Raw genomic sequence first — 26,436 nt, forward strand, 5'->3', positions numbered from 1 at the left:
GGGGAGGGTGCGGGTGGCTAGTCCTCGCGGGCGGCGGAGGTGAGGGACATGTCGGAGTAGCGGCTGCCGGCCACCTGGGTGGCGATGGGTTCGAGGAGGTCGAGTTCGGATTCGGTGAGGACGATGCGGGTGGCGGCGACGTTCTCCAGGAGGCGGCTGCGCTTGCGGGTGCCGGGGATGGGGACGACGGGCAGGCCGTGCACGGCCGCGCGCTGCTGCACCCAGGCCAGGGCGATCTGGGCGAGGGTGGCGTCGTGGGCGGCGGCGAGGGAGCGGACGGGTTCGAGGAGTGCGGCGTTGCGGCGGGCGTTGTCCCCGGAGAACCGCGGCTGGGAGCGGCGGAAGTCCCCTTCCGAGAGGTCCTTGGAGGCGTCGGTGAACGCACCGGTGAGGAAACCGCGGCCGAGCGGGGAGTACGGGACGAGCGCGACGCCCAGTTCGACGGCCGCGGGGACGGCGCTCTGCTCCACGTCGCGGGAGAACAGCGACCACTCGGACTGCAGGGCGGCGATGGGGTGGACGGCGTGGGCCTCACGCAGTTCCTGCCCGGTGACCTCGCTGAGGCCCAGGTGCTTGACCTTGCCCTCCCGTACGAGGTCGGCCATGGCGCCGACGGATTCGGCGAGCGGCACGGCCGGGTCGCGGCGGTGCATGTAGTAGAGGTCGATGACGTCGACGCCGAGGCGGCGCAGGCTGTCCTCGACGGCGGACTTGATGTAGGCGGGGTCGTTGCGAACGGCCCGGTAGGAGGGATCGTCGGTGCGGATGATGGAGAACTTGGTGGCCAGGGTGATCTGGTCGCGGTGGGCGGCGACGAAGGGGGCGAGGAATTCCTCGTTGGCGCCGCGCCCGTAGATGTCGGCGGTGTCGATGAGGGTGACGCCGGCTTCGAGGGCGGCTTCGAGGGTGTCACGGGCGGCGGCCTCGTCGGTGTCGCCGTAGAACTCGCTCATGCCCATGGCGCCCAATCCCTGGACGCCGACCACGGGGCCCGTCGCACCGAGCCGCACCTGGGGGATCGTCTGTTCGGAGGTCATCGTGCAGTCCTTTCCGACGCCGGTCGGGCGCCCGCATAAAAGTCGATCTTGTAGTCGAGTACGGCGAGGGTCTCGTGGAGTTCGGTGATGCGGGCCAGGACGTCGCGGCGGGTGGCCTCCAGGAGGGCGCGCCGCTCGTCGAAGGTGTGGTCGCCCTCGCGGACCAGTTCGGCGTAGCGGACCATCGCCGCGACGGACATGCCGGTCAGCCGCAGTTTGCCGACCAGGGACAGCCAGTCCAGGTCCCGGTTGGTGAAGCGGCGCTGGCCGGTGGCGGACCGGTCGACGTGGGGCATCAGACCGATGCGTTCGTACCAGCGGAGGGTGTGGGCGGTGAGGCCGGTCCAGGCGGCGACCTCGCTGATCGTGTAGTGGTCCTGTCCGTCGGGGCGGGGGTGGCGGGGCGGTGGGGCAGCGCAGACGTCGATGGTCCGGGTGGCCGCCGGAGTGCTCTCGATCACCGTCATGCCCCCACGCTAGGACCTTCGAGCGCACTCGAAGCAAGCGCCACGGCGAGCAAGTACCCTCGTCCGCATGCAGAGCCTGGCGATGATCGAGAACTGGCCCGTGCCGACCGCTGCCGCCGCAGTCGTCCGCGCGGACGGCACCCTCGCGGGCACCCGCGGGCCCACGGCGCGGCGGTTCCCGCTCGCTTCGGTGACGAAGCCGCTGGCCGCGTACGCCGTGCTCGTCGCCTACGAAGAGGGCGCCGTCGAGCTGGACGAGCCGGCCGGGCCGGAGGGGTCGACCGTGCGGCACCTGCTCGCGCACACGTCGGGCCTCGCCTTCGACGAGCACCGGGTGACGGCGGCGCCCGGTACGCGGCGGATCTACTCGAACACCGGCTTCGAGGTGTTGGCGGACCACGTGGCGAAGGCCACCGACATCCCGTTCGCGGAGTACCTGCGCCAGGCGGTGCTGGAACCGCTCGGGATGACGGCGACGACGCTGGAGGGCTCGCCCGCGAAGGACGGGGTGTCGACGGTCGACGACCTCGTGCGGTTCGCCGCGGAGGTGCAGGCCCCCCGACTGCTGGACGCGCGGACGGTGCTGGAGGCGATGACGGTCGTCCACCCGGGCCTGACCGGAATCCTGCCCGGGTACGGGCACCAGCGGCCCAACGACTGGGGGCTGGGCTTCGAGATCCGGGACGGCAAGTCGCCGCACTGGACGGGCGGTTCGTCGTCGCCGCGGACGTTCGGGCACTTCGGGCAGTCGGGCACGTTCCTGTGGGTCGACCCGGACGCCGGGGCGGCGTGCGTGGCGCTGACGGACCGGGCCTTCGGGCCGTGGGCGATCGAGGCGTGGCCGCCGTTCACCGACGCGGTCCTCGCCGAACTGCGCCGGGGCGGGAGCTCCTAGGGGGCCGGTGCCGGCCGGGTCATCTCCCAGATCAGCACCTCGGCGGCCGTGGCGGCGGCCAGCTCCACGCCCCGCGCGCCGGTGATCCGGGCCGCGTCGCCCGCCGACAGCTCCCGCGCCTCGCCGTCGCCGGTCAGCCGGACGTCGCCGCGCACCACGTGCACGTACACGTGGTCCCCGTCCGGGACGGCGGCGCGCTCCCCCGCGTCCGGGCGGCGCACGTGGAGCGTCGCGCCCGCGGCGGGCACCGCGTACGGGGCCGTGCCGGCGAGGTCGCGGACGATCCCGTACGACGGGTCGCCGCCGGGCTCCAGCGGGGCGAGCCACATCTGCACGAAGACCAGCGGTGCCGCCCCGTCGTTGCGCTCCACGTGCCGGACGCCGCCCGCGGAGCTCAGGTGCTGGACGTCTCCGGGGCGGACCAGGGTCGCGTGTCTGGCCGAGTCGCGGTGCGTCAGCTCGCCCTCGACGACCCAGGTGACGATCTCGGTGTGGCTGTGCGGGTGTTCGTCGAAGCCGGCGCCCGGTGCGAGCCGCTCCTCGTTGCAGGCGATGAGCGCGCCGAAGCGGAGGTTGTCCGGGTCGTAGTGCGGGCCGAACGAGAAGGCGTGCCGGGTCTCGATCCCGGCGTCCGGGTCGCCGCCCGGATAGCGGTCCCCGGCCCTGTGTATGGAGATCACGGATCCAACGGTAGACCGGCTGGACGGGCCGCCGTCCCGATAAGGCAGTCTTGTCCCGTGCCTGATCCCGCAGTGAACGACGCCCACCCGCACGCAGCGACCCTCAAACGACTCGAACAGTCTTCCGGGCGGCTCGCCGCCAGCGCCATCGCCCGCATGGACGAGACGCTGCCGTGGTACCGGGCGATGCCTCCGGAGAACCGGTCCTGGATCGGCCTGGTCGCGCAGGCCGGCATCGCCGCGTTCACCGAGTGGTTCCGGCACCCCGAGGCCCCGCAGGCGATCTCCACCGACGTGTTCGGCACGGCGCCGCGCGAGCTGACCCGGGCGATCACGCTGCGCCAGACCGTCGAGATGGTCCGCACGACCATCGAGGTCATGGAGTCGGCGATCGAGGAGGTCGCCGCCCCCGGTGACGAGTCCGTGCTCCGCGAGGCGCTGCTCGTCTACGCGCGGGAGATCGCCTTCGCGACGGCGCAGGTGTACGCGCAGGCCGCCGAGGCTCGCGGCGCGTGGGACGCCCGGCTGGAGTCCCTCGTCGTAAACGCGGTGCTGTCCGGCGAAGCCGACGAGGGCGCGGTCAGCAGGGCCTCCGCCCTCGGCTGGAACTCGCCGGAGCACGTGTGCGTGATCCTCGGCACCGCCCCGGACGGCGACAGCGAGCTGACCGTCGAGGCGATCCGGCGCGCGGCCCGTCACGCCAAGCTGCAGGTCCTCACCGGTGTGCTCGGCGACCGCCTCGTCGTGATCGCGGGCGGCAGCGACAACCCGCTGGCCGTGGCGAAGGCGCTGATCGGCCCGTACGCGGCCGGGCCCGTCGTGGCCGGCCCGGTGGTGCCGGACCTGCAGGCGGCGACCCGGTCCGCGCAGGTGGCGGCGGCCGGACTGAAGGCGTGCTCCGCCTGGCAGGACGCCCCCCGACCGGTCCTCGCGGACGATCTGCTGCCGGAGCGCGCGATCGCGTCGGACCCGTCCGCGCGCGAGCAGCTGGTGGAGGAGATCTACAGACCGCTGGAGGAGGCCGGCTCGGCTCTTCTGGAGACTCTGAGCGTGTACCTGGAGCAGGCGAGTAGCCTCGAAGGGGCCGCCCGGATGCTGTTCGTGCACCCCAACACCGTGCGCTACCGGCTCCGACGTGTGACCGACGTCACGGGTTGGTCGCCGTCCGATGTACGGTCGGCGTTCACGCTGCGGATCGCGCTGATCCTGGGGCGTCTGGCCGACAGCGAGGCACAGCCCTAGGGTTTTTGTGGGGGATCAACAATTCACCCGACGGTTCTTCGTCCTAGTCCCCACGGGCGTCCGGGACCGTCCACAAGAGAGAGTGTGAGGGTGCTCGTACTCGTCGCTCCCGGCCAAGGCGCTCAGACGCCCGGCTTCCTGACTCCCTGGCTCGATCTTCCGGGCGCCGCCGACCGTGTCGGTGCGTGGTCGGACGCCATCGGGCTGGACCTGGTCCACTACGGCACGAAGGCCGACGCGGAGGAGATCCGCGACACGGCGGTCGCCCAGCCGCTGCTGGTGGCCGCGGGCCTGCTCTCCGCCACCGCGCTCGGCGAGGTCGTCCCGGACGCCGTCGCGGGCCACAGCGTCGGTGAGATCACCGCCGCGGCGTTCGCGGGCGTCCTCGACGACACGGCGGCGCTGCGTCTCGTACGGACCCGCGGCCTGGCGATGGCCGAGGCCGCGGCCGTGACCCGCACCGGCATGTCGGCACTGCTCGGCGGCGACCCCGAGGTCACCGTGGAGCACCTGAAGAAGCTCGGCCTGACCCCGGCGAACGTCAACGGCGCCGGTCAGATCGTCGCCGCCGGCACCATGGAGCAGCTGGCCGCGCTGGAGGAGGACAAGCCCGAGGGCGTCCGCCGCGTGGTGCCGCTCAAGGTCGCCGGCGCGTTCCACACGCACCACATGGCACCCGCCGTGGCCGCGCTGGAGGAGGTCGCCCGGGGCCTCGCCCCGGCCGACCCGAAGGTCGCCTACGTGTCCAACAAGGACGGGCAGACCGTCGCCACGGGTGCCGACGTCGTCACCCGGCTCGTGGGCCAGGTCGCGAACCCGGTCCGCTGGGACCTGTGCATGGAGACGTTCCAGCGGCTCGGCGCGACCGCGCTGATCGAGGTGTGCCCGGGCGGCACGCTGACCGGTATCGCCAAGCGGGCGCTCCCCGGTGTCAGGACGCTCGCGCTCAAGACCCCCGACGACCTCGACGCGGCACGCGCGCTCATCGCCGAGCACGCCGGCGCCGCCTCCTGAACCGGAGCAAGGAGCCGTAGAGCATGGCGAAGATCAAGCCCAGCAAGGGGGCCCCGTACGCGCGCATCCTGGGTGTCGGCGGCTACCGCCCGACCCGGGTCGTGCCGAACGAGGTGATCCTCGAGAAGATCGACTCGTCGGACGAGTGGATCCGCTCGCGCTCCGGCATCGCGACCCGCCACTGGGCCTCGCCCGAGGAGACCGTGACCGCGATGTCGGTCGAGGCGGCGGGCAAGGCCCTCGCGGACGCCGGGGTGAGCCCCGAGCAGATCGGTGGCGTCATCGTCTCCACCGTGTCGCACTTCAAGCAGACCCCGGCCGTCGCCACCGAGATCGCCGACAGGATCACCCCGAGCAAGCCGGCCGCGTTCGACATCTCGGCGGGCTGCGCGGGCTTCGGCTACGCGCTGACGCTCGCGAAGGGCATGGTCGTCGAGGGCTCCGCCGAGTACGTCCTCGTGATCGGCGTGGAACGGCTCAGCGACCTGACCGACCTGGAGGACCGGGCCACGGCCTTCCTGTTCGGCGACGGCGCGGGCGCGGTCGTGGTGGGCCCGTCCGAGGAGCCGGCGATCGGCCCCACCGTCTGGGGCTCCGAGGGCGACAAGTCGGAGACCATCAAGCAGACCGTGCCGTGGACGGACTACCGCGACGGCACGGTGGAGCGGTTCCCCGCCATCACGCAGGAGGGCCAGGCGGTGTTCCGCTGGGCCGTCTTCGAGATGGCCAAGGTCGCCCAGCAGGCGCTCGACGCGGCCGGCATCACCGCGGCCGACCTGGACGTCTTCATCCCGCACCAGGCCAACATGCGGATCATCGACTCGATGGTGAAGACGCTGAAACTGCCGGAGCACGTCACGGTGGCCCGCGACGTGGTGACCACCGGCAACACCTCGGCCGCCTCGATCCCGCTCGCGATGGAGCGGCTCCTGGCGACCGGGCAGGCGAAGAGCGGTGACACCGCGCTCGTCATCGGCTTCGGGGCGGGACTCGTCTACGCCGCGACGGTCGTTACCCTCCCCTAGGCAACTGTTCCGGTCTCCGTACCGGGCGGAACGCCGTCCCATCCTCTGACAAGCACAGAGCTACACACTGAAGGAGCGCCAACATGGCCGCCACCCTGGAAGAGATCGTCGAGGGTCTCGCCGAGATCGTCAACGAGATCGCCGGCATCCCCACCGAGGACGTCGAGCTGGACAAGTCCTTCACGGACGACCTGGACGTGGACTCCCTGTCCATGGTCGAGGTCGTCGTCGCCGCCGAGGAGCGCTTCTCGGTGAAGATCCCGGACGACGACGTCAAGGGCCTCAAGACGGTCCGCGACGCCGCCGAGTACATCCTCAAGCACCAGGCCTGATCGGTTCGCCACCCAGCGGTGGCGCCGGATTCACGCATACCTCTACACGTGGAGAAAGAATTCCTGTGAGCTCGACCAATCGCACCGTGGTCGTCACCGGTATCGGCGCAACCACACCGTTGGGTGGCGACTCCGCCTCGACCTGGGAGGGGCTGGTGGCCGGGCGCTCCGGTGTCAGGCCCCTCGAAGGCGAGCGCTTCGCCGACCTGCCCGTCCGGATCGCGGCCCGCGTGGCCGTCGACCCGCTGGAGGTCCTGCCGCGGCCGCTGGCCCGCAAGCTGGACCGCTCCGCGCAGTTCGCGGTGATCGCCGCGCGCGAGGCGTGGGCGGACGCCGGTTTCTCCGGCCCCGCCGGTGAGGACGCGCAGATCAGCCCGGAGCGGCTCGGTTCCGTCATCGCCTCCGGCATCGGCGGCGTGACGACCCTGCTCGACCAGTACGACGTACTGAAGGAGAAGGGCGCCCGGCGGGTCTCGCCGCACACGGTGCCCATGCTCATGCCGAACAGCCCCTCCGCCAACGTCGGCCTGGAGGTGAACGCCCAGGCGGGCGTGCACACCCCGGTGTCGGCGTGCGCGTCGGGCGCCGAGGCGATCGGCTACGCCATCGAGATGATCCGCACCGGCCGCGCCGACGTGGTCGTGGCGGGCGGCACCGAGGCGGCCATCCACCCGCTGCCCGTCGCGGCGTTCGCCAACATGATGGCGATGTCCAAGAGCAACGACGAGCCCGAGAAGGCCTCCCGCCCGTACGACAAGGCCCGTGACGGCTTCGTGCTGGGCGAGGGCGCGGGTGTGATCGTCCTGGAGTCCGCGGAGCACGCCGCGGCGCGCGGCGCCCGCGTGTACTGCGAGGCGCTGGGCCAGGGCCTGTCCGCCGACAGCCACCACATCGCGCAGCCCGAGCCGACCGGCCGCGGCATCGCCGCCGCCCTGCAGAACCTGCTGGACGGCACGGACCTCAAGCCGTCGGAGGTCGTGCACCTCAACGCGCACGCCACGTCGACGCCGCAGGGCGACGTCGCCGAGGTGAAGGCGCTGCGCAAGGTCCTCGGCGAGGACCTCGACCACGTCGCGATCTCCGCGACCAAGTCGATGACGGGTCACCTGCTGGGCGGCGCCGGCGGTGTCGAGACCGTCGCGACGGTCCTGGCGCTGTACCACCGCACGGCCCCGCCGACCATCAACGTCGACGACCTGGACGAGGAGGTCGACGCGGACATCGTGCGCGACGAGGCCCGTCCGCTGCCGGAGGGCACGATCGCGGCGATCAACAACTCGTTCGGCTTCGGCGGCCACAACGTGGTCCTCGCCTTCCGCACGGTCTGACGCGCTCCCCGTACGACGCGAGAGGCCCCCGCCCGTCCGGGCGGGGGCCTCTCGCGTGCCCGGGGCCGGGAAGGGCGGGAGGCCCGGGCCCATGGACCGGATCGGGAGGGGCAGAAGACCGGGGCCGGGAGCCCGGGGCCGGGAAGGGTGGGAGGTCGGGACGGGAAAGCCCGGGCCGGGACGGACGGGAGGCCGGGCGCCGGGACAGGCGGGCGCGGGAAGGGCGGGAGGCCGGGGCCGGAGAGGGCGGGAGGCCCGGGCCGGGACGGACGGAAAACCGGGCGCCGGGACAGGCCGGCCCGGGAAGGGCGGGAGGCCCGGGCCGGGAAGGACGGAAGACCGGGCCCGGGGGGCCGGGGCCGGGGGGCCGGGGCCGGAAAACCCGGCCCGGAAAGGGCAAGGAGGCCGGAATCGGGGGCCGGGGTCAGGGCCCGGGGCCAGGAAGCCGGACCGGGAGACCGGGATCAGGGGCCCGGGACCAGGGGCCCGGGGCAGGACGGCCTCGCGGGGTTCAGACGACCTGGTGGAGCCAGCGGACCGGGGCGCCCTCGCCGGCGTACCGGAAGGGCTCCAGTTCGTCGTCCCAGGGCTTGCCGAGGAGCTTGGCGACCTCCGCCTCCAGCCGTGTCTCGCCCTGTGCGGAACGGACGAGGGCGGCGCGCAGCCGGTCCTCGGGGATCATGATGTCGCCGTGGATGCCGATGACCGCGTGGAAGATGCCCAGGTCGGGGGTGGCGCTGTAGCGCTCCCCCTCGGCGGTGGAGCAGGGTTCGGCGGTCACCTCGAAGCGCAGCATCTGCCAGCCGCGCAGGGCGGAGGCCAGCTTGGACGCGGTGCCCGGTTCGCCCTGCCAGGAGAACTCGGCTCTCCACGTGCCCGGTGAGGCCGGTTGCCGGATCCAGTCGAGCTGGACCCTCGTGCCGAGCACCCCCGCGACCGCCCATTCGACGTGCGGGCACAGCGCGCGCGGCGCGGAGTGGACGTACAGGACTCCACGTGTCGTCACCGGGACCTCCAGTGTGGGACGAGGTTCGCCTTTTCCCAGCGGCCTCAGTAAACAGCATCGGGAGCGAAACTCCGCAAAAGGGACAGCTTGTGACGTGATGTAATTTACCGGAGCCGGTCGGCCAGGCGCCTCTGGTTCGACGGGGAAAAGCTACCGTGCGCCGGGGCGCTTGGGATGACGTACGGTCGGTCCCGTGGTCCGTCGACACGAAGCTTTCACCCGCCAGGAGGCCGCCTCCGCCCCGGCCCCCGCGTTCCCCGCGCGCGCGGCCGCTGTCGGACGCGTCCGCCGCGGTGCCGCTCTCGCCGCGGTGGCGGCGCTGATCTGCGGCGCGACCCTGTCCGGGTGTGTCGCTTCCCCCGAAAGCCGCAACGCCGCCGACACGGTGCGGCGTCCCGCCCCGGTGCGACCCAGCCCCTCCCCCACGCCCCCGTGGAACCCGCGGCCGGCCTCCGTCGCCGCGGTCGGCGACTCCATCACGCGCGGCTTCGACGCCTGCGGGCTGCTGACGGACTGTCCGGAGGCGTCGTGGGCCACCGGTTCGGACACCCGGGTGAACAGCCTGGCGCTGCGGCTGCTCGGCGCGCCCGCGCTCGCGGCCCGCAGTTGGAACCTGGCCCGGTCGGGCGCGCGCGTCGCCGAGCTGCCCGAGCAGATGGCGCTGGCGGCGCGGAAGGACCCGGGCCTGGTGACGGTGATGGTCGGGGCGAACGACGCCTGCCGGCCCTCCGCCGACCTGATGACGCCGGTCGCGGACTTCCGGGCGTCGTTCGAGGCGGCGATGGCCCGGCTGCGGCGCGCGGCGCCCCGGGCGCAGGTGTACGTGGCGAGCGTCCCGGACCTGCAACGGCTGTGGTCGACGGGCCGGGACCACCCGGTCGGCCAGCGGGTGTGGCGGCTGGGGGTCTGCGCGTCGATGCTGGCCGACGCCCACGACCTGGGCCCGGCGGCGCAGGAGCGCCGCGAGCGGGTCAGGGAGCGGGTCGTCGCGTACAACGAGGTGCTGCGGGAGGTGTGCGCCCGCGACGAGCGGTGCCGGCACGACGGGGGCGCCGTCTTCGCGTACGTCTTCGACGGGACGCAGCTGAGCCCCTGGGACGCGTTCCACCCGAGCCGGGACGGGCAGGGGCGGCTGGCGGAGATCGCCTACCGCACCGTCACCGCCGCGCGGCCCCCCGCGTAGGCTCCGGGGCATGATCACAGGGGTTGAGGAGTGGGGCCGGCTCTCCGACGGCACGGTGGTGCACCGCTGGACGCTGGAGCGGGCCGGGACCCGTGCGCGGATCCTGACGTACGGCGGGATCGTGCAGTCCGTGGAGCGTCCGGACCGGGACGGGGCGGTCGCCGACATCGTGCTGGGCTTCGACCGCGTGGCCGGGTACGAGGAGCGGCCGGAGCCCTACTTCGGCGCGCTCGTCGGGCGGTACGCGAACCGGATCAGGGACGGGGTGTTCCCGCTGGACGGCCGGACCCACCGGCTGGCGCGCAACGGCGGGCCGAACAGTCTGCACGGCGGTGAGCGGGGCTTCGACAAGCGCGTGTGGCGGGCGCGGGAGGTGGACGGCGGCGTACGGCTGTCGCGGGTGAGCCCGGACGGCGAGGAGGGGTTCCCGGGCCGGCTGGAGGTCTCCGCGACGTACACCCTCGACGGACAGGGGGCGCTGCGGATCGCGTACGAGGCGGTGACGGACGCCCCGACGGTGGTGAACCTCACCAACCACACGTACTGGAACCTCGGCGGCGCGCCCGAACTGCGGATCGCCGCCGACCGGTTCACCCCGCTGGACGGGACGGGCGTGCCGACCGGCGAGCTGGCCCCGGTGGCCGGCACGCGGCTGGACTTCCGCACCCCGCGGCCGGCGGGCACGGGCATCGACCACAACTTCGTCCTGGACGCGCCCGGCGGCACGGAGCCGGTCGCCGAGCTGTACGCGCCGGCGACGGGCCGCGTGGTGACGGTGTGGACGACGGAGCCGGGGCTCCAGGTGTACGCGCCGGACCACCTGGACGGGGTCGCGCTGGAGACGCAGCACTTCCCGGACTCCCCGAACCGGCCGGAGTTCCCGAGCACGGTGCTCCGGCCGGGCGAGGTGTTCGCGTCGGAGACGCGGTACGGCTTCGGCCTGCGCTGACCGGCCCGTCCGACGGGGCGTCAGTCGAGCTCCAGGGTGACGGCGAGTCGGATGTCGGTGAGGGAGCGGCCGGCGCGGATCTCGTACGGGCCGGGGACGGTGGTCCAGGCGCCGGCGTCCTCGTCCCAGATGTCGAAGAGGCGGGGCGCCAGCCGGATCTCCGCCTCCGTGGCCGCGCCGGGACCGGCCTGCACCTGCGCGAAGCCGACCAGCCAGCGGGCGGGGCGTTCGACCAGGTCGGCGCGGGGGGCGGCGTACAGCTGGACGACCTCGCGGCCGGGGCGGGCCCCCGTGTTGCGGACCCGGACCCGGGCCGTGGTGGGGGTGACGTCCAGGGACTCGTACTCCCAGGTGGTGTAGCCGAGGCCGTGGCCGAAGGGGTACGCGGGCGCGGGGCCCGCGGCCCGGTCCCAGGCGCGGTAGCCGATGAACAGGCCCTCGTCGTAGCGCAGTTCTCCGCCGACGGGGGTGACGTCGGTGACCGGTGCGTCGGCGAGGGCGGCCGGCCAGGTGGTGGGCAGGCGCCCGCCGGGCTCCTCGGCGCCGAGGAGGACGTCGGCGAGGGCGGCGCCGCCCTCCTGGCCGGGGAACCAGGTGAGGAGCACGGCGGCCACCTCGTCGCGCCAGGGCATCTCGACGGGCGCTCCGGCGTTGACGACGACGACCGTGCGGGGGTTGGCGGCGGCGACGGCGCGTACGAGGTCGTCCTGACGGCCCGGAAGCCGCAGGTCGGCGCGGTCGAAGCCCTCGGACTCGACGCGTTCGGTGGTGGCGACGACGACGATCGCGGTGTCGGCGGCGCGGGCGGCGCGGGCGGCCTCGGCGATCAGCTCGTCGGGGTCGCGGCGGGGCGGGCGGTGCAGCAGCGAGAAGACGACGGCGGGCAGCGGCGCGGGACGGCCGTGGTCGACGGTGTGGCGGAGGGACACCTCGACGGGCACGCCCTCGGTGAGGTGCGCCGTGCCGTGTTCGACGGGGGCGCCCGCGAACACCTCGAACGGGTCGCCCTCCGTGGCCGCCTCCCGCACCCCGTCGTACAGCACGCGCCCGGCGACGGTGAGCGTGAACGCGCCGAGCCCGCGCGTGCCGAAGCCGTGGCCGCCGCTCTCGCGGGGGGTGAACGTGCCGGTGACCTCGACGCTGTGCAGCGCCTCGTGGGTGACCCCGGCGGGCAGGTCGGCGCCGACCCACTGGATCTGGCCGGAGGGCAGCGGGGTCTCGGCGAGCACGGCGCCGGAGGCGTCGCGGCAGACGGCGCGCAGGGTGAAGCCGGGGCCCGCGGGTTCCGGTTCGTCGGAGAGGTCGGCGCCGGGGGCGTAGGTGAGGGCGGTGCCCTCGGGCAGGGCGGCGGTGAGGCCGTCCAGCGGGGAGACGGTGCGGGCGGGGAAGACCTGGGCGGAGCCGCCGCCGAGGACGCGGGCGTCTCGGGCGGCGGAGCCGACGAGGGCGACGCGGCGGGTGCGGGCGGGGTCGAGGGGCAGGACGCCGTCCGCGTTGCGGACGAGGACGAAGGAGCGGTGGGCGACCTCCCGGGCCAGTGCCTCCCCGTCGACGGGCTCCGGCGGCTCCGGGACGGCCGGTGCGGCGCCGGCCAGGGCGCCGACGCGGGCGGCGAGGCGCAGCACGCGGCGTACGGCGCGGTCGACCAGCGCCTCGTCGAGCTCCCCGGCCCGTACGGCGGCGGCGAGGGCCTCGCCGTACACGGTCCGCGGGCCCGGCATGGCGACGTCGAGGCCGCCGAGGAGCGCCCCGGCGGTGGAGCGGGCGGCGAACCAGTCGGAGACGGTGACCCCGTCGAAGCCCCACTCCTCGCGCAGCACCTCGCTCTGGAGGTACCGGTGTTCGGTCATCGTGACGCTGTTGACCTGGTTGTACGCGGCCATGACGGCCCAGGGGCGGGCGCGGGTGACGATCGTCTCGAACGGGGCGAGGTACAGCTCGCGCAGGGCGCGGGGCGGAACGGCGTTGTCGACGGTGAAGCGGTCGGTCTCGGCGTCGTTGGCGACGAAGTGCTTGACGGTGGCGGCGACGCCGCCCTCCTGGACGCCGCGCACGTAGCCGGTGCCGATCTCGCCCGTGAGGTACGGGTCCTCGCTGTACCCCTCGAAGTGGCGGCCGCCCAGCGGTGAGCGGTGGAGGTTCACGGTGGGGGCGAGCAGGACGTGGACGCCCTTGCGGCGGGCCTCCTGGGCGAGGAGGCGGCCGGCGCGGCGGGCGAGGTCCGGGTCCCAGCAGGCGGCGAGCGCGGTCGGGGAGGGCAGGGTGACGGACGGGTCGTCGGCGGTCCAGCGGACGCCCCGGACGCCGACGGGGCCGTCGGACATGACGAGGGACGCGAGGCCGATCGCGGGGACGGCCGGGAGGGTCCACATGTCCTGCCCGGCCAGGAGCCGGGCCTTGGTGTCCAGGTCGAGGGCGCCGAGCGCCGCCTCCACCGCTTCGTCGGCCGTCATGGTCGTCCCTCCTGTCGCCGGGTGGCGTCCATGGTGAACCGGTGCCTGACGGACGGTAGGCGTTGTTACCTCTTCGTAATTTCCCGGACGGCCGGATGCCGTACGGTCCTGTCGCGGACATGCGGACCCTCAGGCACCCAGGCACTCGGATGCCCAGACACCCGGACACCCGGACACCCGGACACCCGGACGGGGCCGGAGGGGCGCGTGGACGCCGGGGGCACGGGGTCCGGTCGGGCGGGGCCGGACCGGGGGAGGAACGAGCCGGGAAAGCAGGGGCACATGACGGCTGCCAGACCCAGGAGCGCGGAGCGGCGCGCGGACATCCTGCGCGCGGCGTTCGAGGTGATCGCCGCGCGCGGCTACCGGGGCGCGTCGCTCGCGGCGGTCGCCGAGCGGGCGGGCCTCACCCAGCAGGGGTTGCTGCACCACTTCCCCAGCAAGGCCGCCCTGCTCGTGGCGGTGCTGGAGGAGCGCGACCGGTGGGACACGGGCGGCGGCGCGGCCGGGCGGGCGGACTGGCGGTTGGACCTGCTGGCGACGCTCGTCGACTACAACGCGATGCGGCCCGGTGTCGTGCAGACGTTCTCGGCGCTGCTCGGGGAGAGCGTCACGGACGGCCACCCGGCGCGGGACTTCTTCACCCGCCGCTACGCGCGCGTACGGGCGGACATGGCGGGGCTGCTGCGGGCCGAGTTCGGTGAGCGGCTGCCCGGCGGGCTCACCCCGGAGCGGGCCGCGCCGCTGCTGACGGCGGTGCTGGACGGGTTGCAGTACCAGTGGCTGCTGGACCCCGGGGCGGTGGACATGGCGGCGGCGTTCCGGGACTTCCTGGGGCTGCTGGGGGTGGAGGAGGCGAAGTAGACGCCTGGTGGCGGGAGTCGCGAGAGGGCCGGGATACTGCCGGCACCCGACGGAAGGACTCCCGTGTCACGGATGCGCGCCACCGCCCTCGGTCCGGCCCTCGCGGCCCTCCTCACCGCCCTCTCCCTCGACACCGCCTCCGCCCCCGCCTCCGCCTCCGCCTCCGGAACGGCCACCGCGGCAGGTGCCCCCGCCGGGACGGCCCCCGTGGAGGGGCCCCCCGCCCGGACGGCCGCCGTGGAGGGGCCTGCCGTCGAGGAGGCCCGTCTCGACCGGGACGTGCCGCGGGAGATCCTGCGGCGCTCCGGGTTCGACGGCGAGGCGCCGCGGTTCGCCGCCGCGCTGCGCGGCGCGGGGTCGTACGCGCGGGCCGAGCGGGTCGTCGTACGGCACGGCGCGGCGCTGTGGCGGCGGGCCGTGGACCGGGCGCAGGGCCGGGGGCCCGCGGGCGGCGACCTGGCGCGGGACGACGACCGGCCGCTGTACTGGGCGCGGCTCGGCATGACGCGCGAACTGCGCGCGTGGGACCCCCCGTTCGGGCTTCCGCAGGAGGCGCGGGCGCGGCTGCTGGACCGGCTGGAGTCGGCCTCGCGCGGCCAGGACGCCATCCGCTTCCCGCGCGGGCGGGGCGTGAGGCGCGTGCTGATGACCGGGTTCGACCCGTTCACGCTGGACCGGGACATCCGGATCGGCAACCCGTCGGGGGCGGCGGCCCTCGCCCTGGACGGGACGCTGGTGCGCACGCCGGACGGCGGGTGGGCGCGGGTGGAGGCGGCGGTCTTCCCGGTGCGGTGGCGGGACTTCGCGGACGGCGTGGTGGAGCGGGCGCTGCGGCCGCACCTGCCGCGCGTGGACCTGTTCGCGACGGTGAGTCAGGGGCGGGTGGGCCGTTTCGACGTGGAGCGGTTCAACGGTGCCTGGCGGGGCGGCTTCCCGGACAACGAGAACGTCTCCGCGACCGGCCCCGTCCCGGTCGGCGACCCGGCGGCGCGGCCGCAGTGGACGGTGACGAGCCTGCCGTACGCGGCGATCACGGCAGCCGGCACGGGACCGTTCCCGGTCTACGACAACACGCAGGTGACCGAGGTTCCGGCGGGCGGGAGCGAGCCGGTGGTCCGGGCGGACGGGCCGACGCCGGGCTCGGCGGCCCGCGCGGGCGGGGGCGGCGACTACCTGTCGAACGAGATCGCGTACCGGGCCACGCTGCTGCGTGACCGGCTGGGCCTGGCAGGGCTGCCGGGCGGTCACGTGCACACGCCGGTGCTGCGGTTCGGGGCGGGCAACGCGGACGCGGTCGAAGACCCGGAGCTGCTGCGGAACCGGGCGGCGATCACGGCGCAGGTCCGCGCGATCGTCGCGGTCGCGGCCGGGGAGGCGCGCCGGGGGCGGTGACGGCGGTCGCCCCGGTCGCCCGGCCGTACCCGCCCACGGGCACCCGGCCGTACCCGCCGGGGAACGTACGACCGCGGCCGGGGAGAATCACCGCATGATCGTTGCAGCGGGTCAGTTCGGCGCCGTCCCCGGGGACGTGGGCGCCAATGTCCGGACGATGGCGGGGATGGTCCGCGCGGCGGGCGGGGCGCGGGTGGTCGTCTTCGCGGAGCTGGCCCTCACGGGCTACGAACCGGAGCTCATCGCCGCCGACCCGGGCCTGTGGGTGACCGCCGACGACCCGCGCCTCGACCCGGTGCGGGAGGCGTGCCGCGCGGCCGGCGCGGCGGCCGTCGTCAACGGGCCGGCGCCGGGCCGGGAGCCGGGCGGGCGGCGGCCGTACCTCACCTCGTACGTGATCGGCCCGGACGGGGCGACGCTCACGCGCTACGACAAGCAGCACCTGTACGAGGCGGAGCGGGAGGTGTTCGCGGCGGGCACCGGCGACGGGCGGTTCGCCCTCGACGGCCGTCGCTTCGCGCTGGCCACCTGCTTCGACAGCCACTTCGCCGGACCGGGCGAGCGGGCGGCGGCGGACGGCTGCCGGGTGTACCTGGCGAGCACGCTGTACGGGACGGGCGACGGCGTGCACGAGCGGGCGACGGTGTATCCGGACGTCGCCCGGCGGAACGGGCTGTACGTGGTCCTCGCGAACCACGTGGGTGCCGCCGGGCCCTGGACCGGCTGCGGGCGCAGCGCGGTGTGGGGCCCGGACGGCGGGCTGCTGGCCGAGGCGGACCCGGTCGCGCCGGGGCTGGTGCGCGCCGACGTCGGCTAGTGGGGCCCGGGCCGGTCCTTGTGGAGCCCGTACGGGGCGGGGGCGGGTCCGGCGGCGGGCCCGGGGCTCGGCTCGTCCTCGGGCTCCGGGACCAGTTCGCGGGCCATCAGGGTGGCGCCCGCGACGGCCCCCGGCATGAGGAAGACGGCGACGAACGGCACCAGGTACGCCAGGGTCAGCGGCACGCCGAAGCCGAGGGCCATCATGCGGCGGCCGCGCAGCAGCCGCAGCCGCTCCTTCAGGTCGAGGCGGCGGCGCTGGAGCGCGACGGCGGTCAGCTCCTCGGTGAGGAAGTAGCCGGAGACGCAGAAGCCGAGGACGGGGACGACGGTCTGGCCGACCACCGGGATGAACCCGAGGGCGAACAGCAGGACGCCGTAGAGGACGACGCGCAGGACGATGCGCACGCTGTCGCGGGCGGAGATCCACAGCTCGCGCCAGAACGGCAGCCCGGACTCCGGGACGCGGCCGCCCTCGGAGCGGTCGACCTCCTCGGAGAGCGACTCGTAGAAGGGCTGTCCGACCAGCAGGGTCACCGCCGTGAAGGTGATCACCGCGAGGAACAGTCCGAGGGCGAAGACCAGGGCGGTGAGGAAGCCCCGGAACAGGCCCTGCCAGGGCGACGACCAGTCGTCGGCGAACGGGGTCGCCCACGCGGTCAGGTCGTCGGCGCCGTAGGCGAGGCCGATCAGCGCGCCGGCGTACAGGACGAGCGTCACGAGGCCGGGCAGCAGCCCGATCCCGAACCAGCGGCCGTGCCGGCCGACCCACCGCTGTCCCTGTAGGAGGAAGCCGAAACCCTTTCCGAGATCACCCATGGAGTCACCCTATCGGGCGAGGTGGTTAGTCTCTGGCCAGCATCGTTTCGGGAGGGAACACGAGTGTCTGACATGTCGAACGCCGTGCGGGGTGTCGTAGCCGAGGGGTACGAGGAGGTGCGGGACGCCTTCGCGGCCGTGGTCGCGGAGGAACGACCGGACTACGCCGGGCAGTTGACCGCCTACGTGCGGGGGCGGAAGGTCGTCGACCTGTGGGCGGGGCCGGACACGGACGGCGACACGCTCTTCGGGGTGTTCTCCTCCACCAAGGGCGCCGCGCACCTGGTGGTGGCGCTGCTCGTCCAGGAGGGCGTGCTCGACCTGGACCGGGCGGTGGCGCACTACTGGCCGGAGTTCGCGGCGGGCGGCAAGGGTGAGGTCACGCTGCGGCAGTTGATGGCGCACCAGGCCGGTGTCGTGGGCGCCGAGGCGGGGCTGACGCTCGCGGAGCTGGCGGACGACCGGGTGATCGCGGAGCGGGTCGCGGGCCAGCGGCCGTACTGGCGGCCGGGCGCCGCGTTCGGGTACCACACGCTGAACATCGGGGCGTTGACCGGTGAGGTGGTGTTCCGGGCGACGGGGCTGACGCTGCACGAGGTGTACGCGTCGCGGATCCGCGAGCCGTACGGGCTGGACTTCTTCCTGGGGCTGCCGGAGGAGCACGAGCCGCGGTTCCGGTCCCTGCTGCCGATGGACCCGACACCGGAGCAGAGGGCGGTGCTGGAGGCCGCGCCGGACGGGCCGCACACGCTGGCGGTGATCGCCTGCAACCGGCACGGCGAGGAGCCGACGGACCTGGAGTCGCTGCCGAACTCCCGGCTGGTCCGCGCCAAGGGGCCGGCGTCGGTGGGCGGCGTGGCGTCGGCGCGCGGGCTGGCGGGGCTGTACGCGGCGGCGATCGGCGCGCTGGACGGGCAGCCGCCGCTGCTGAAGGAGGACATGCTCGCGGAGGTCGGGCAGATCCACTCGCACGGCTTCGACGTGGTGGCCCGCGCGCACAAGTCGTTCGTGCTGGGCTTCCAGGACCCGACGCAACCCTATCCGTGGCTGGGCGCCGGGTCGTTCGGGCACAGCGGGGCGGGCGGCTCGCAGGCCTTCGCCGATCCCCGGGCGGGTCTGGCGTACGGGTACGCGCGGCGGCGGTACGCCTTCCCGGGCGGGGCGGCGCCGGAGAACGACCGCCTGGTGGCGGCGGTCCACCGGGCGGCCACCCGCTGACACCTCCACCGGCGGCGCGGCACCCGGCGGCCGGTGGCGCGGCCCGGCCCATCGACGCGGCGGGCCGGCGGCGCTGCGCCCGGCGGCCGTACGGCGAGGGGCCGCGTCCCGGTGCGGGACGCGGCCCCTCCCGCCCTGCGGGCGGGTGCCTTCGCCCGGCCCCCGCGAAGGGGCCGGGCCGGTGCCTCACGGGCGTCAGACGGCCAGTTCGACCGTGATGTTGCCGCGGGTCGCCTTGGAGTACGGGCAGACCTGGTGGGCCTTCTCGACCAGGTCCCGGGCCGTGGCGGCGTCGACGTTCGGGATCGTCGCGGAGATCTTCACGATGATCCCGAAGCCGTCGTCGTTCTTCCCTATGCCGACCTCCGCCGTGACCGTCGAACCGGACACGTCGACGTTCTCCTGCCGGGCGACCACGCCGAGCGCGCCCTGGAAGCAGGCGCTGTAGCCGGCGGCGAAGAGCTGCTCCGGGTTGGTGCCCGCGCCGGAGCCGCCCATCGCCTTGGGCGGGTTGACGACCACGTCGAGCGCCCCGTCATCCGTGGCCACGCGGCCGTCCCGCCCGTTCTCGGCGGTGGCGGTCGCGGTGTACAGGACGTCGGACTGCTGGATGGACATGTAGAGGTTCCTCCTGTGATGCGCCGCGACTCGCGCCCACGATCGCGACGGCCTGGAGGGAGCCTAGCGGGTGAGCGAAACGATCATCTTGCCGGTGTTGTCACCGCGCAGCAGGCCGAGGAAGGCGTCCACGCCGTTCTCCATGCCCTCGACGATCGTCTCGTTGTACTTCAGGGCGCCCGAGCGCAGCCAGCCGGAGACCTCCTCGACGAAGCGGGGCTGGAGGGCGGAGTGGTCGCCGACCAGCATGCCCTGGAGGCGCAGCCGCTTGCCGATGACCAGCGCCAGGTTGCGCGGGGCGGGGGTGGGCTCCGTGCTGTTGTACTGGGCGATCATGCCGCAGATGGTGACGCGGCCGTGGACGTTGAGCGAGGAGATCGCGGCCTCCAGGTGCTCGCCGCCGACGTTGTCGAAGTAGACGTCGATGCCGTCGGGGGCGGCGGCCTTCAGCTGCTGGGCCACCGGGCCGTTCTTGTAGTTGAAGGCGGCGTCGAAGCCGTACTCCTCCACCAGCAGCTTGACCTTCTCGTCGGAGCCGGCCGAGCCGATGACGCGGGAGGCGCCCTTCAGGCGGGCCATCTGGCCGACCTGGCTGCCGACGGCGCCGGCCGCGCCGGAGACGAACACGGCGTCGCCCTCCTTGAAGGAGGCCGTCTCGAAGAGGCCCGCGTAGGCGGTCAGGCCCGTCATGCCGAGCACGCCCAGGTAGGCCGTGAGGGGCGCGAGGGAGGCGTCGACCTTGGCGGCGCGCTTGGCCTCCACCTCGGCGTACTCCCGCCAGCCCAGGCCGTGCAGCACGTGGTCGCCGACCGCGAAGCCCTCGGCGTTGGAAGCCACGACCTCGCCGACCGCGCCGCCCTCCATGGGCTGGTCGAGCTGGAACGGCGGGACGTACGACTTCACGTCGTTCATCCGGCCGCGCATGTACGGGTCGACCGAGAAGTAGAGGTTGCGGACGAGGACGCGACCCTCGCCGGGCGCGGCGACGGGCGCCTCGCGGAGCGCGAAGTCCTCCGGGGCGGGCCAGCCGTTCGGGCGGGAGACGAGGTGCCATTCACGGCCGGACGTCGGGAGTGCGGACATGCTGCGTACCTCCAAGAGATGTTTCATGACCTGAAACAACCATGCTCCTAGATATTTCAGGTTGTCAAGTAAGTGGGTACGCTGGTGGGCATGGCCAGTACACGCACGGACCCGCTCACCCTCGAGGTCGTGGATCTCATCGGCACGGTCGTGGCCCGCTACCACGAGGAGTACGAGCTCGCCGCCGCGCAGCACTCGCTGACCGGCGCGCAGGCGCGCGTCCTGGGTCTGCTCGCCCTGGAGCCGCTGCCGATGCGGCGCATAGCCGTGTCGCTGCGGTGCGAGCCGTCCAACGTGACGGGGATCGTCGACCGCCTGGAGGCGCGCGGCCTCGTCGAGCGGCGGCCGGACCCGGCCGACCGCCGCGTCAAGCTGGCCGTCCCGACGGACGAGGGCCGGGCGACCGCGCGCCGACTGCGGGAGTCCCTGGAGTTCGCCCGGGAGCCGCTGGCCGGCCTCTCCGTGGCGGAGCGGACCCTGCTGCGGGACCTCCTCCGCCGCATGCTGGGCGAGCCGGTGGCACCGTGACCGGCCGGCCGTGACCGGCTAGACGCACCACCAGAGCCAGCGCGTGCACTCCTCCGACGGCTCGGGCTCCGGCGTCGGCGTCGGCTCCGGGTCGGGCGCGCCGCCGGTCGCGGTGGGCCGCGCGTCCGGGGCGCCGCCGGTCGGGGGCGCGGCCGTGGACGACGCCGGGGCGGACGGGGTCGCCTCCCGCCCCGCCGGATCCTCCGGCTCGCCCTTGTAGCCCTTGCCGTCCCCGTCCGAGCCCGAGCCGGAGTCGCCGGAGCCGGTTCCGGGCCCCGGCCCGTCACCGCCGGAAGCGGGGGCCGCGGCCCCGGGCGTACCGGAGGCGTCGCCGGGGCCGTCCCCGGCGGGCGCGGAAGAGCCGCCCGGGGGGTTCGACGCGGAGGGCGCCGCCTCCACCGCCCCGGGGTCCGCCGCGCCGCCCCCGCTGTGCGAGGGGTCGGGCAGCGGCGCCGGCAGGGCCACGTCCTCCTGCCGTACGGAGGTCGCCGGCTCCCCGCCGCCGTTCTCCACCGCCAGCTCGGCCAGGCTCAGGGCGCCCGCCGCCAGGACGAGCCCGGTCGCCGCGAGCAGCGCGGCGCGTCCCCGCCGCCGGCGCGCGCGGCGGCCGTTCGCCGCCCGGGCCGCCCGCGCGGCGCGGCGCGCCCCAGGGCGGGCGGGCGCCTGGGCGCGGCGGGGCGCCGCGGGGGGCGCCTCCTCGTCCCGGGCCAGCTCGAAGACACGGTCCGCCGCGGACGCTTCGGGGTCGCCGTGTCGCAGCTCCTCGGCGGGCCGGCCGCACCCGGCACAGGCCAGGGCCCCGTTGAGGTGCCGCCGGCACTCGTGGCAGTAATCCATGGCGCCCGCAGAGTATGCGCCACACGGGTACCTCACCTGGGAGGTCGCGTGAGGATCTTGTGCGAAAGCCCCCGTCCGCGCGCGTACGACGGCCCGGCCCCGCCGGACGCGTACGGATACGGAGGGATGCGTACGGGTGCGCCGGTGCGCGCCTCCGTGTGCGCGGGTGCCTCCGTACGCGCGCACGGATCCCGATCGGCCCCTCGTGGATCTTGTCGGTCCCGTGCCCGGTGGCCTCGTGGACGCGCCGCACGGCCTCCTTCGACGGCCCCGCGGGAGACCCCGCCCCGGGGCCCGGAGCCCACCGGACCCGCTCGGCGCGCACCCCCGCCGTCGAGGCCCGCCCGGTGCGCCGCCCCCGGCCGCTCCCCGGTGGCGCCCTCGCCCCCCGGGGCGAACGCTCGCCTACGCGCCCGTGGCGCCCGCGCCCCCGCCCGACCGCGTCCCCCTCCCCCGGTGCGCCCGCCCGGCCCGCACGGCCCGCCCCACCCGTCCGGCCCGCATGGTCCGCATGGCCCGCGCGGCCTCCCGACCCGCCCGGCGCGCGGGACCGGCGGCCCGGCCCCTCCCCCCGCCCTGACCCTCCGTCAGGTCCGTACGCCCGACCGGCTCAGCCCAGCGCGCGCGGCACGCCGGGCGGCCGGACGATGCAGGCATACACCGCTCCCGGGAGGATCCGCCGTGACCGTCAGTCTTGAGCAGCTGCGCCGCTGCCACGTCGCCGTCGACCTCGGGGCCGCCAGGACCCGCGTCTTCGTGAAGGGGGCGGGGCTCGTGGTGGACGAGCCGAGCGTGGCCGCCGTGAACACCCGCACCGGCGCGCTGATCGCGGTCGGCGCGTTCGCCGAGCAGATGACCGGACGCACCCCCGGCTACATCCGGGTGGTCCACCCCGCGTCGGGCGGCAGCGTCGTCGACATCGAGATGGCGCAGCGGATGCTCCGCAGCCTCCTCGGCGAGAAGCTCCGCCGCCAACTGCGCCGCAAGCCGCTGCTGCGCGCCGCCGCCTGCACCCCGCACGACTGCGACCCGCTCGCCCAGCGCGCGACCGTCGAGACGCTGGTGGGACTGGGGGCCCGGCGGGTCGAGCTGGTCGACACCCTGATCGCGGCGGCGGTCGGCTGCGGGCTGCCGGTGGCGCAGCCGACCGCCACCATGATCCTGGTGTGCGGGGCGGCGACGACCCAGGTGGCCGTGTTGTCGCTGGGTTCGATCGTCACCGCGGAGCGCATCCCGGTCGGCGGGCACGCCATCGACCACGCGGTCATCCAGTACCTGCGCCACCAGCACCAGCTGATGCTGCCCAGCCAGTCCGTACGGCCGCTCCACCTGGCCCTGCACGGCAACGGCCTCACCGCCCAGGGCCCCGCCGCCACGGAGATCCACGGTCGGGACGTGGCCACGGGCCTGGCGCGCTCGGTCGTCGTGGAGACCGCCGCCGTGCGCCAGGCGATCCACACGCCGCTCACCACCGTGCTCGACGGCATCGGCAGGGTGCTGCGCGACTGCCCGCCCGACCTGGTCGCGGACCTCGCGGAGCGCGGGATCACGATGGTCGGCGGCAGCGCGCGGCTCCCCGGCCTCGACCAGATGCTGCGGAACGCGACCGGGATGCCCGTGCGGATCGCGGACCGCCCGGACGTCTGCGCGGTCCTCGGGCTGGGCGAGATGCTGGAGGGCCGGGTCGAACCGCTCACGCTCGACCCGCTCGCGGGCACCCGCTGAGCCCGCCGCCGGGCCCGCGGCGGGGCCCGCCCGCGGCGGGGCCCGCCCGCGGTGGGGCCGCGGGCTGCTGGGACCATGGCGGGACAACCGTGCAGCGATGCGAGGAGGACGACCCGTGAGCTCCCTCTTCCCGGCGCTCGCCGCCGGCCGGGACGACCCCCGGCCGGCCCTGCGGTTCGGCGGGCGCGTCCTCTCCTACGGCGGGCTCCGCGCGGCCGCCGGGGCACTGGTGCCCCGCCTGACCGGCGCCCGGCGGGTCGCGGTGTGGGCGACGCCCTCGGCCGAGACCGCCGTCGCGGTGGTCGCCGCGCTGCTCGCCGGCGTTCCGGCCGTGCCGCTCAACCCGCGGACCGGCACGCGCGAACTCACCCACATCGTCACCGACAGCGCGCCCTCCCTGGTGCTCGCCGCGCCCGGCGACGACCTCCCCGCCCCGCTCGACGGCCTGCCGCGCGTCGACGTCGCGCCCCACGCGCGCGAAGGCGGCGCCCCGGAGACGTGGCCGCCCGCCGAACCCGGTGGCGAGGCGCCCGCCCTGGTCGTCTACACGTCCGGGACGACCGGCCCGCCGAAGGGCGCCGTCCTGCCGCGCCGCGCCCTGGCCGCGTCCCTCGACGCCCTCGCCGACGCCTGGGCGTGGACCGCGGACGACGTCCTGGTCCACGCCCTGCCGCTGTTCCACGTCCACGGGCTCGTCCTCGGCGTCCTCGGCCCGCTGCGCCGGGGCGGCAGCGTCCGGCACCTCGGGCGGTTCACCACCGGGGGCGTGGCGCGCGCGCTGGCGGACGGCGGGACCATGCTGTTCGGCGTGCCGACCATGTACCACCGCCTCGCGGAGGCGCTCGACACCGACGAGGAACTGGCCCGGGCGCTCGCCGGCGCCCGGCTGCTGGTCTCCGGTTCCGCCGCGCTGCCGCTGCCCGACCACGAACGGATCACCGCCGCGACGGGGCGGCGGGTCGTCGAGCGGTACGGGATGACGGAGACGCTCATGCTGTGCTCCGTGCGGGTGGACCCCCTGGGAGCCGAGCCGCCGCACCGGCCCGGCTCCGTCGGCACGCCCCTGCGCGGCGTCGAGCTGCGGCTGGTGGGGGACGACGGGACGCCGCTCATCGCGTACGACGGGGAGACGATCGGCGAGGTGCAGGTGCGCGGCCCGAACCTGTTCACCGCCTACCTGAACCGGCCCGACGCCACGGCCGCCGCGTTCGACGGGGACTGGTTCAAGACCGGCGACATGGCCGTGCGGGACCCGGACGGTTCGCTGCGGCTCGTGGGGCGCAGGGCCACGGACCTCGTCAAGAGCGGCGGCTTCAAGATCGGCACCGGGGAGATCGAGAACGTGCTCCTCGCCCACCCGGGCGTACGGGAGGCCGCCGTGACCGGCGAGCCGGACGCGGACCTGGGCGAGCGGGTCGTGGCGTGGATCGTGCCGGCGGACCCGGCCGCGCCCCCGCCGGCCGGTGAGCTGGCGGACCACGTGGCTGCGCAGCTCGCCCCGCACAAGCGACCGCGTGCCGTCCGGTACCTGGAGGCGCTGCCCCGCAACGACATGGGCAAGGTCATGAAGCGGGCCCTGCATGGCTGAGGGGGCGGCCCGGCTGACGGCGCGCGCGGCGATCGCGCTGGTGGCCGACGCGTTCACGGAGCACGCCCCGCCCCCGCCCGGCCCGTCCACGGCGCCGGACGGGCCGCTGGCGTGGGACGGGTACGACGCGGCGCGCGCCCGGGCGGGGACGCGGACCGGCGAGAGCGAGTCCGTCGTGTTCGGCGAGGCCGTCGTGTCGGGGGTGCGGTGCGCGGTGCTGGCGTTCGAGTTCGGCTTCCTCGGCGGGTCGCTGGGCGAACGCACCGGCGACCGGCTGTGCGCCGCGTACCGGCTGGCGCGGGAGGGGGGCGTGCCGCTGGTGTCCCTGGTGGCGACGGGCGGCAGCCGGATGCAGGAGGGCATGGTCGCGCTGACGCAGTTGCAGCGGGTGGCCCGCGAGTCGGTGCTGCTGCGGGAGGCGGGCGTACCGCACGTCTCCGTGCTGCGGGACCCGGTGACCGGGGGCGGCTGGGCGACGGTCGGGGCGGGCGCGGACGTCGTGCTGGCGCTGCCCGGCGCGCAGATCGGGTTCGCCGGGTCGCGGGTGCGGCCCGTGGACGCGGACCCGGCGGCGTACACGGCGGAGGGGCAGCTCGCGGCGGGGCACGTCGACGCGGTGGTGCCGGCCGACGCTCTCCGTACGGCCCTGGGGCGCTGGCTCACCGCGCTGACCCGCCCGGCGCCCGGCCCGGTGCCCCCGCCGTCGGTGCCGGGCGGGACCGGCGGGCTGCCGGGGAGCGGCTGGGAGGCGGTGCGGCGGGCGCGCGACGCGGCGCGACCGCGCGCGGAGGCGTACCTGGAGGCGTACTTCGAGGAGCGGCTGCCGCTGACCGGCGACCGGTGCGGCGGCACGGACCCCGGCCTGTTGTGCGGGGTCGGGCTGCGCGAGGGGCGCGGCGTCGTGTACGCGGCGCAGTGCGGCACGGCGACCCGGCCGGCCGGGTACCGCACGGCCGCGCGGGTGATCCGGCTCGCGGACCGGCTGGGCCTGCCGGTGCTGACCCTGGTGGACACGCCGGGCGCGGCCAACGACGCGGAGGCGGAGCGGGCCGGCGCGGGCGCGGCCATCGCGGAGGTGTTCGCGGCGGTGGCCGGGGCGCGGGTCCCGGTGACGACGCTGGTGGTCGGGGAGGGCGGCTCGGGCGGCGCGCTGGCGCTGGCGGCGCCCGGCAACACCTGGGCGACGCGCGACAGCTACTTCTCGGTGATCGCCCCGGAGCTGGCCGCGGCGATACTGAAGCGCCCGCCGGAGGAGGCCCCGCACACGGCCGAGCAACTGCGGCTGCGGCCGCAGGACCTGGTGGAGCTGGGGGTCGTGCGCGGCATCGTGTGAGGCG

25 protein-coding genes are annotated in these 26,436 nt (G+C 75.2%); 16 read left to right on the forward strand and 9 right to left on the reverse strand.

The window, feature by feature from the left end; genetic code table 11:
• Positions 1-17 precede the first annotated feature (17 nt).
• On the reverse strand, positions 18-1,037 hold the full coding sequence (locus tag RND61_RS22940) for an aldo/keto reductase (protein ID WP_315879941.1): 1,020 nt from the start codon (positions 1,035-1,037) through the stop codon (positions 18-20).
• Positions 1,034-1,504 (reverse strand): MerR family transcriptional regulator, encoded by a 471-nt coding sequence (locus RND61_RS22945; protein ID WP_315879942.1) that lies wholly within the window; start codon positions 1,502-1,504, stop codon positions 1,034-1,036. The genes RND61_RS22940 and RND61_RS22945 overlap by 4 nt, the downstream gene beginning before the upstream one ends.
• Positions 1,505-1,571: 67 nt before the next feature.
• On the opposite strand from RND61_RS22945, the gene RND61_RS22950 reads away from it, so the two are divergent.
• Positions 1,572-2,399 carry a serine hydrolase domain-containing protein gene (locus RND61_RS22950; protein WP_315879943.1) on the forward strand — a complete coding sequence of 276 codons (828 nt, stop codon included), beginning with the start codon at positions 1,572-1,574 and terminating at the stop codon, positions 2,397-2,399.
• On the opposite strand, the gene RND61_RS22955 is transcribed toward RND61_RS22950, so the two are convergent.
• Entirely contained in the window at positions 2,396-3,079 is a 684-nt protein-coding gene (locus RND61_RS22955; protein ID WP_315879944.1) for a pirin family protein, read from the reverse strand. The two genes, RND61_RS22950 and RND61_RS22955, sit on opposite strands and share 4 nt — an antisense overlap.
• A 57-nt stretch (positions 3,080-3,136) precedes the next feature.
• On the opposite strand from RND61_RS22955, the gene RND61_RS22960 reads away from it, so the two are divergent.
• The 5 genes from RND61_RS22960 (at position 3,137) to fabF (ending at position 8,020) form a co-directional block, all read left to right on the forward strand.
• The gene (locus RND61_RS22960) at positions 3,137-4,321 is read left to right on the forward strand and encodes a PucR family transcriptional regulator (RefSeq protein ID WP_315879945.1); all 1,185 of its coding nucleotides are present in this window, start codon (positions 3,137-3,139) and stop codon (positions 4,319-4,321) included.
• A gap of 90 nt (positions 4,322-4,411) precedes the next feature.
• Positions 4,412-5,335, forward strand: coding sequence for an ACP S-malonyltransferase (locus RND61_RS22965; protein WP_315879946.1), 924 nt, complete (start codon positions 4,412-4,414; stop codon positions 5,333-5,335).
• A gap of 23 nt (positions 5,336-5,358) precedes the next feature.
• Positions 5,359-6,360, forward strand: coding sequence for a ketoacyl-ACP synthase III (locus tag RND61_RS22970; protein ID WP_315879947.1), 1,002 nt, complete (start codon positions 5,359-5,361; stop codon positions 6,358-6,360).
• 83 nt (positions 6,361-6,443) lie between these two features.
• Positions 6,444-6,692, forward strand: coding sequence for an acyl carrier protein (locus RND61_RS22975; RefSeq protein WP_010475373.1), 249 nt, complete (start codon positions 6,444-6,446; stop codon positions 6,690-6,692).
• 65 nt (positions 6,693-6,757) lie between these two features.
• Entirely contained in the window at positions 6,758-8,020 is a 1,263-nt protein-coding gene (fabF, locus tag RND61_RS22980; RefSeq protein ID WP_315879948.1) for a beta-ketoacyl-ACP synthase II, read from the forward strand.
• 511 nt (positions 8,021-8,531) lie between these two features.
• Here the strand turns inward: fabF and RND61_RS22985 are convergent.
• Positions 8,532-9,026 carry a DUF3145 domain-containing protein gene (locus tag RND61_RS22985; RefSeq protein ID WP_315879949.1) on the reverse strand — a complete coding sequence of 165 codons (495 nt, stop codon included), beginning with the start codon at positions 9,024-9,026 and terminating at the stop codon, positions 8,532-8,534.
• Positions 9,027-9,336: 310 nt separating this feature from the next.
• On the opposite strand from RND61_RS22985, the gene RND61_RS22990 reads away from it, so the two are divergent.
• Positions 9,337-10,209 (forward strand): SGNH/GDSL hydrolase family protein, encoded by an 873-nt coding sequence (locus RND61_RS22990; RefSeq protein ID WP_391653967.1) that lies wholly within the window; start codon positions 9,337-9,339, stop codon positions 10,207-10,209.
• Positions 10,210-10,219: 10 nt separating this feature from the next.
• The gene (locus RND61_RS22995; RefSeq protein ID WP_315879950.1) at positions 10,220-11,158 is read left to right on the forward strand and encodes an aldose epimerase family protein; all 939 of its coding nucleotides are present in this window, start codon (positions 10,220-10,222) and stop codon (positions 11,156-11,158) included.
• 20 nt (positions 11,159-11,178) lie between these two features.
• Here RND61_RS22995 and RND61_RS23000 read toward each other — a convergent pair whose 3' ends face one another.
• On the reverse strand, positions 11,179-13,611 hold the full coding sequence (locus RND61_RS23000; RefSeq protein ID WP_315879951.1) for a beta-glucosidase family protein: 2,433 nt from the start codon (positions 13,609-13,611) through the stop codon (positions 11,179-11,181).
• A 282-nt stretch (positions 13,612-13,893) separates the two neighbouring features.
• Here RND61_RS23000 and RND61_RS23005 point away from each other — a divergent pair, with 282 nt between their 5' ends.
• From RND61_RS23005 to RND61_RS23015, 3 genes are all read left to right on the forward strand, one after another.
• The gene (locus tag RND61_RS23005; RefSeq protein WP_315879952.1) at positions 13,894-14,475 is read left to right on the forward strand and encodes a TetR/AcrR family transcriptional regulator; all 582 of its coding nucleotides are present in this window, start codon (positions 13,894-13,896) and stop codon (positions 14,473-14,475) included.
• Positions 14,476-14,547: 72 nt separating this feature from the next.
• Positions 14,548-15,867 carry a pyroglutamyl peptidase gene (locus RND61_RS23010; RefSeq protein ID WP_315879953.1) on the forward strand — a complete coding sequence of 440 codons (1,320 nt, stop codon included), beginning with the start codon at positions 14,548-14,550 and terminating at the stop codon, positions 15,865-15,867.
• 94 nt (positions 15,868-15,961) lie between these two features.
• Entirely contained in the window at positions 15,962-16,684 is a 723-nt protein-coding gene (locus tag RND61_RS23015) for a carbon-nitrogen hydrolase family protein (protein ID WP_315879954.1), read from the forward strand.
• Here RND61_RS23015 and RND61_RS23020 read toward each other — a convergent pair.
• Positions 16,681-17,502 (reverse strand): EI24 domain-containing protein, encoded by an 822-nt coding sequence (locus tag RND61_RS23020; RefSeq protein ID WP_315879955.1) that lies wholly within the window; start codon positions 17,500-17,502, stop codon positions 16,681-16,683. The genes RND61_RS23015 and RND61_RS23020 overlap by 4 nt on opposite strands.
• 72 nt (positions 17,503-17,574) lie before the next feature.
• Here RND61_RS23020 and RND61_RS23025 point away from each other — a divergent pair, with 72 nt between their 5' ends.
• On the forward strand, positions 17,575-18,720 hold the full coding sequence (locus RND61_RS23025; RefSeq protein ID WP_315879994.1) for a serine hydrolase domain-containing protein: 1,146 nt from the start codon (positions 17,575-17,577) through the stop codon (positions 18,718-18,720).
• Between the two features lie 195 nt (positions 18,721-18,915).
• Here the strand turns inward: RND61_RS23025 and RND61_RS23030 are convergent, their stop codons facing one another.
• Together RND61_RS23030 and RND61_RS23035 are read right to left on the reverse strand one after the other, a co-directional pair.
• Complete coding sequence (locus tag RND61_RS23030) at positions 18,916-19,338, reverse strand: organic hydroperoxide resistance protein (protein WP_315879956.1); 423 nt, start codon at positions 19,336-19,338, stop codon at positions 18,916-18,918.
• 63 nt (positions 19,339-19,401) lie between these two features.
• Positions 19,402-20,421 (reverse strand): NADP-dependent oxidoreductase, encoded by a 1,020-nt coding sequence (locus tag RND61_RS23035; RefSeq protein ID WP_315879957.1) that lies wholly within the window; start codon positions 20,419-20,421, stop codon positions 19,402-19,404.
• Between the two features lie 90 nt (positions 20,422-20,511).
• Here RND61_RS23035 and RND61_RS23040 point away from each other — a divergent pair, with 90 nt between their 5' ends.
• Positions 20,512-20,949, forward strand: a complete 438-nt coding sequence (locus RND61_RS23040; RefSeq protein ID WP_315879958.1) for a MarR family winged helix-turn-helix transcriptional regulator — start codon at positions 20,512-20,514, stop codon at positions 20,947-20,949.
• A gap of 18 nt (positions 20,950-20,967) precedes the next feature.
• Here RND61_RS23040 and RND61_RS23045 read toward each other — a convergent pair whose 3' ends face one another.
• Positions 20,968-21,786 carry an SCO2400 family protein gene (locus RND61_RS23045; RefSeq protein ID WP_315879959.1) on the reverse strand — a complete coding sequence of 273 codons (819 nt, stop codon included), beginning with the start codon at positions 21,784-21,786 and terminating at the stop codon, positions 20,968-20,970.
• 681 nt (positions 21,787-22,467) lie between these two features.
• Between RND61_RS23045 and RND61_RS23050 the strand changes: the two genes are divergently transcribed.
• From RND61_RS23050 to RND61_RS23060, 3 genes are all read left to right on the forward strand, one after another.
• Positions 22,468-23,511 (forward strand): rod shape-determining protein, encoded by a 1,044-nt coding sequence (locus RND61_RS23050; protein WP_315879960.1) that lies wholly within the window; start codon positions 22,468-22,470, stop codon positions 23,509-23,511.
• Positions 23,512-23,626: 115 nt separating this feature from the next.
• Positions 23,627-25,099, forward strand: a complete 1,473-nt coding sequence (locus tag RND61_RS23055) for an acyl-CoA synthetase (protein WP_315879961.1) — start codon at positions 23,627-23,629, stop codon at positions 25,097-25,099.
• The gene (locus RND61_RS23060; protein ID WP_315879962.1) at positions 25,092-26,432 is read left to right on the forward strand and encodes a carboxyl transferase domain-containing protein; all 1,341 of its coding nucleotides are present in this window, start codon (positions 25,092-25,094) and stop codon (positions 26,430-26,432) included. The genes RND61_RS23055 and RND61_RS23060 overlap by 8 nt, the downstream gene beginning before the upstream one ends.
• Positions 26,433-26,436: the final 4 nt, after the last annotated feature.

It is taken from the genome of Streptomyces tamarix (assembly GCF_032423885.1).
In the GTDB taxonomy this organism is placed as follows: domain Bacteria; phylum Actinomycetota; class Actinomycetes; order Streptomycetales; family Streptomycetaceae; genus Streptomyces; species Streptomyces tamarix.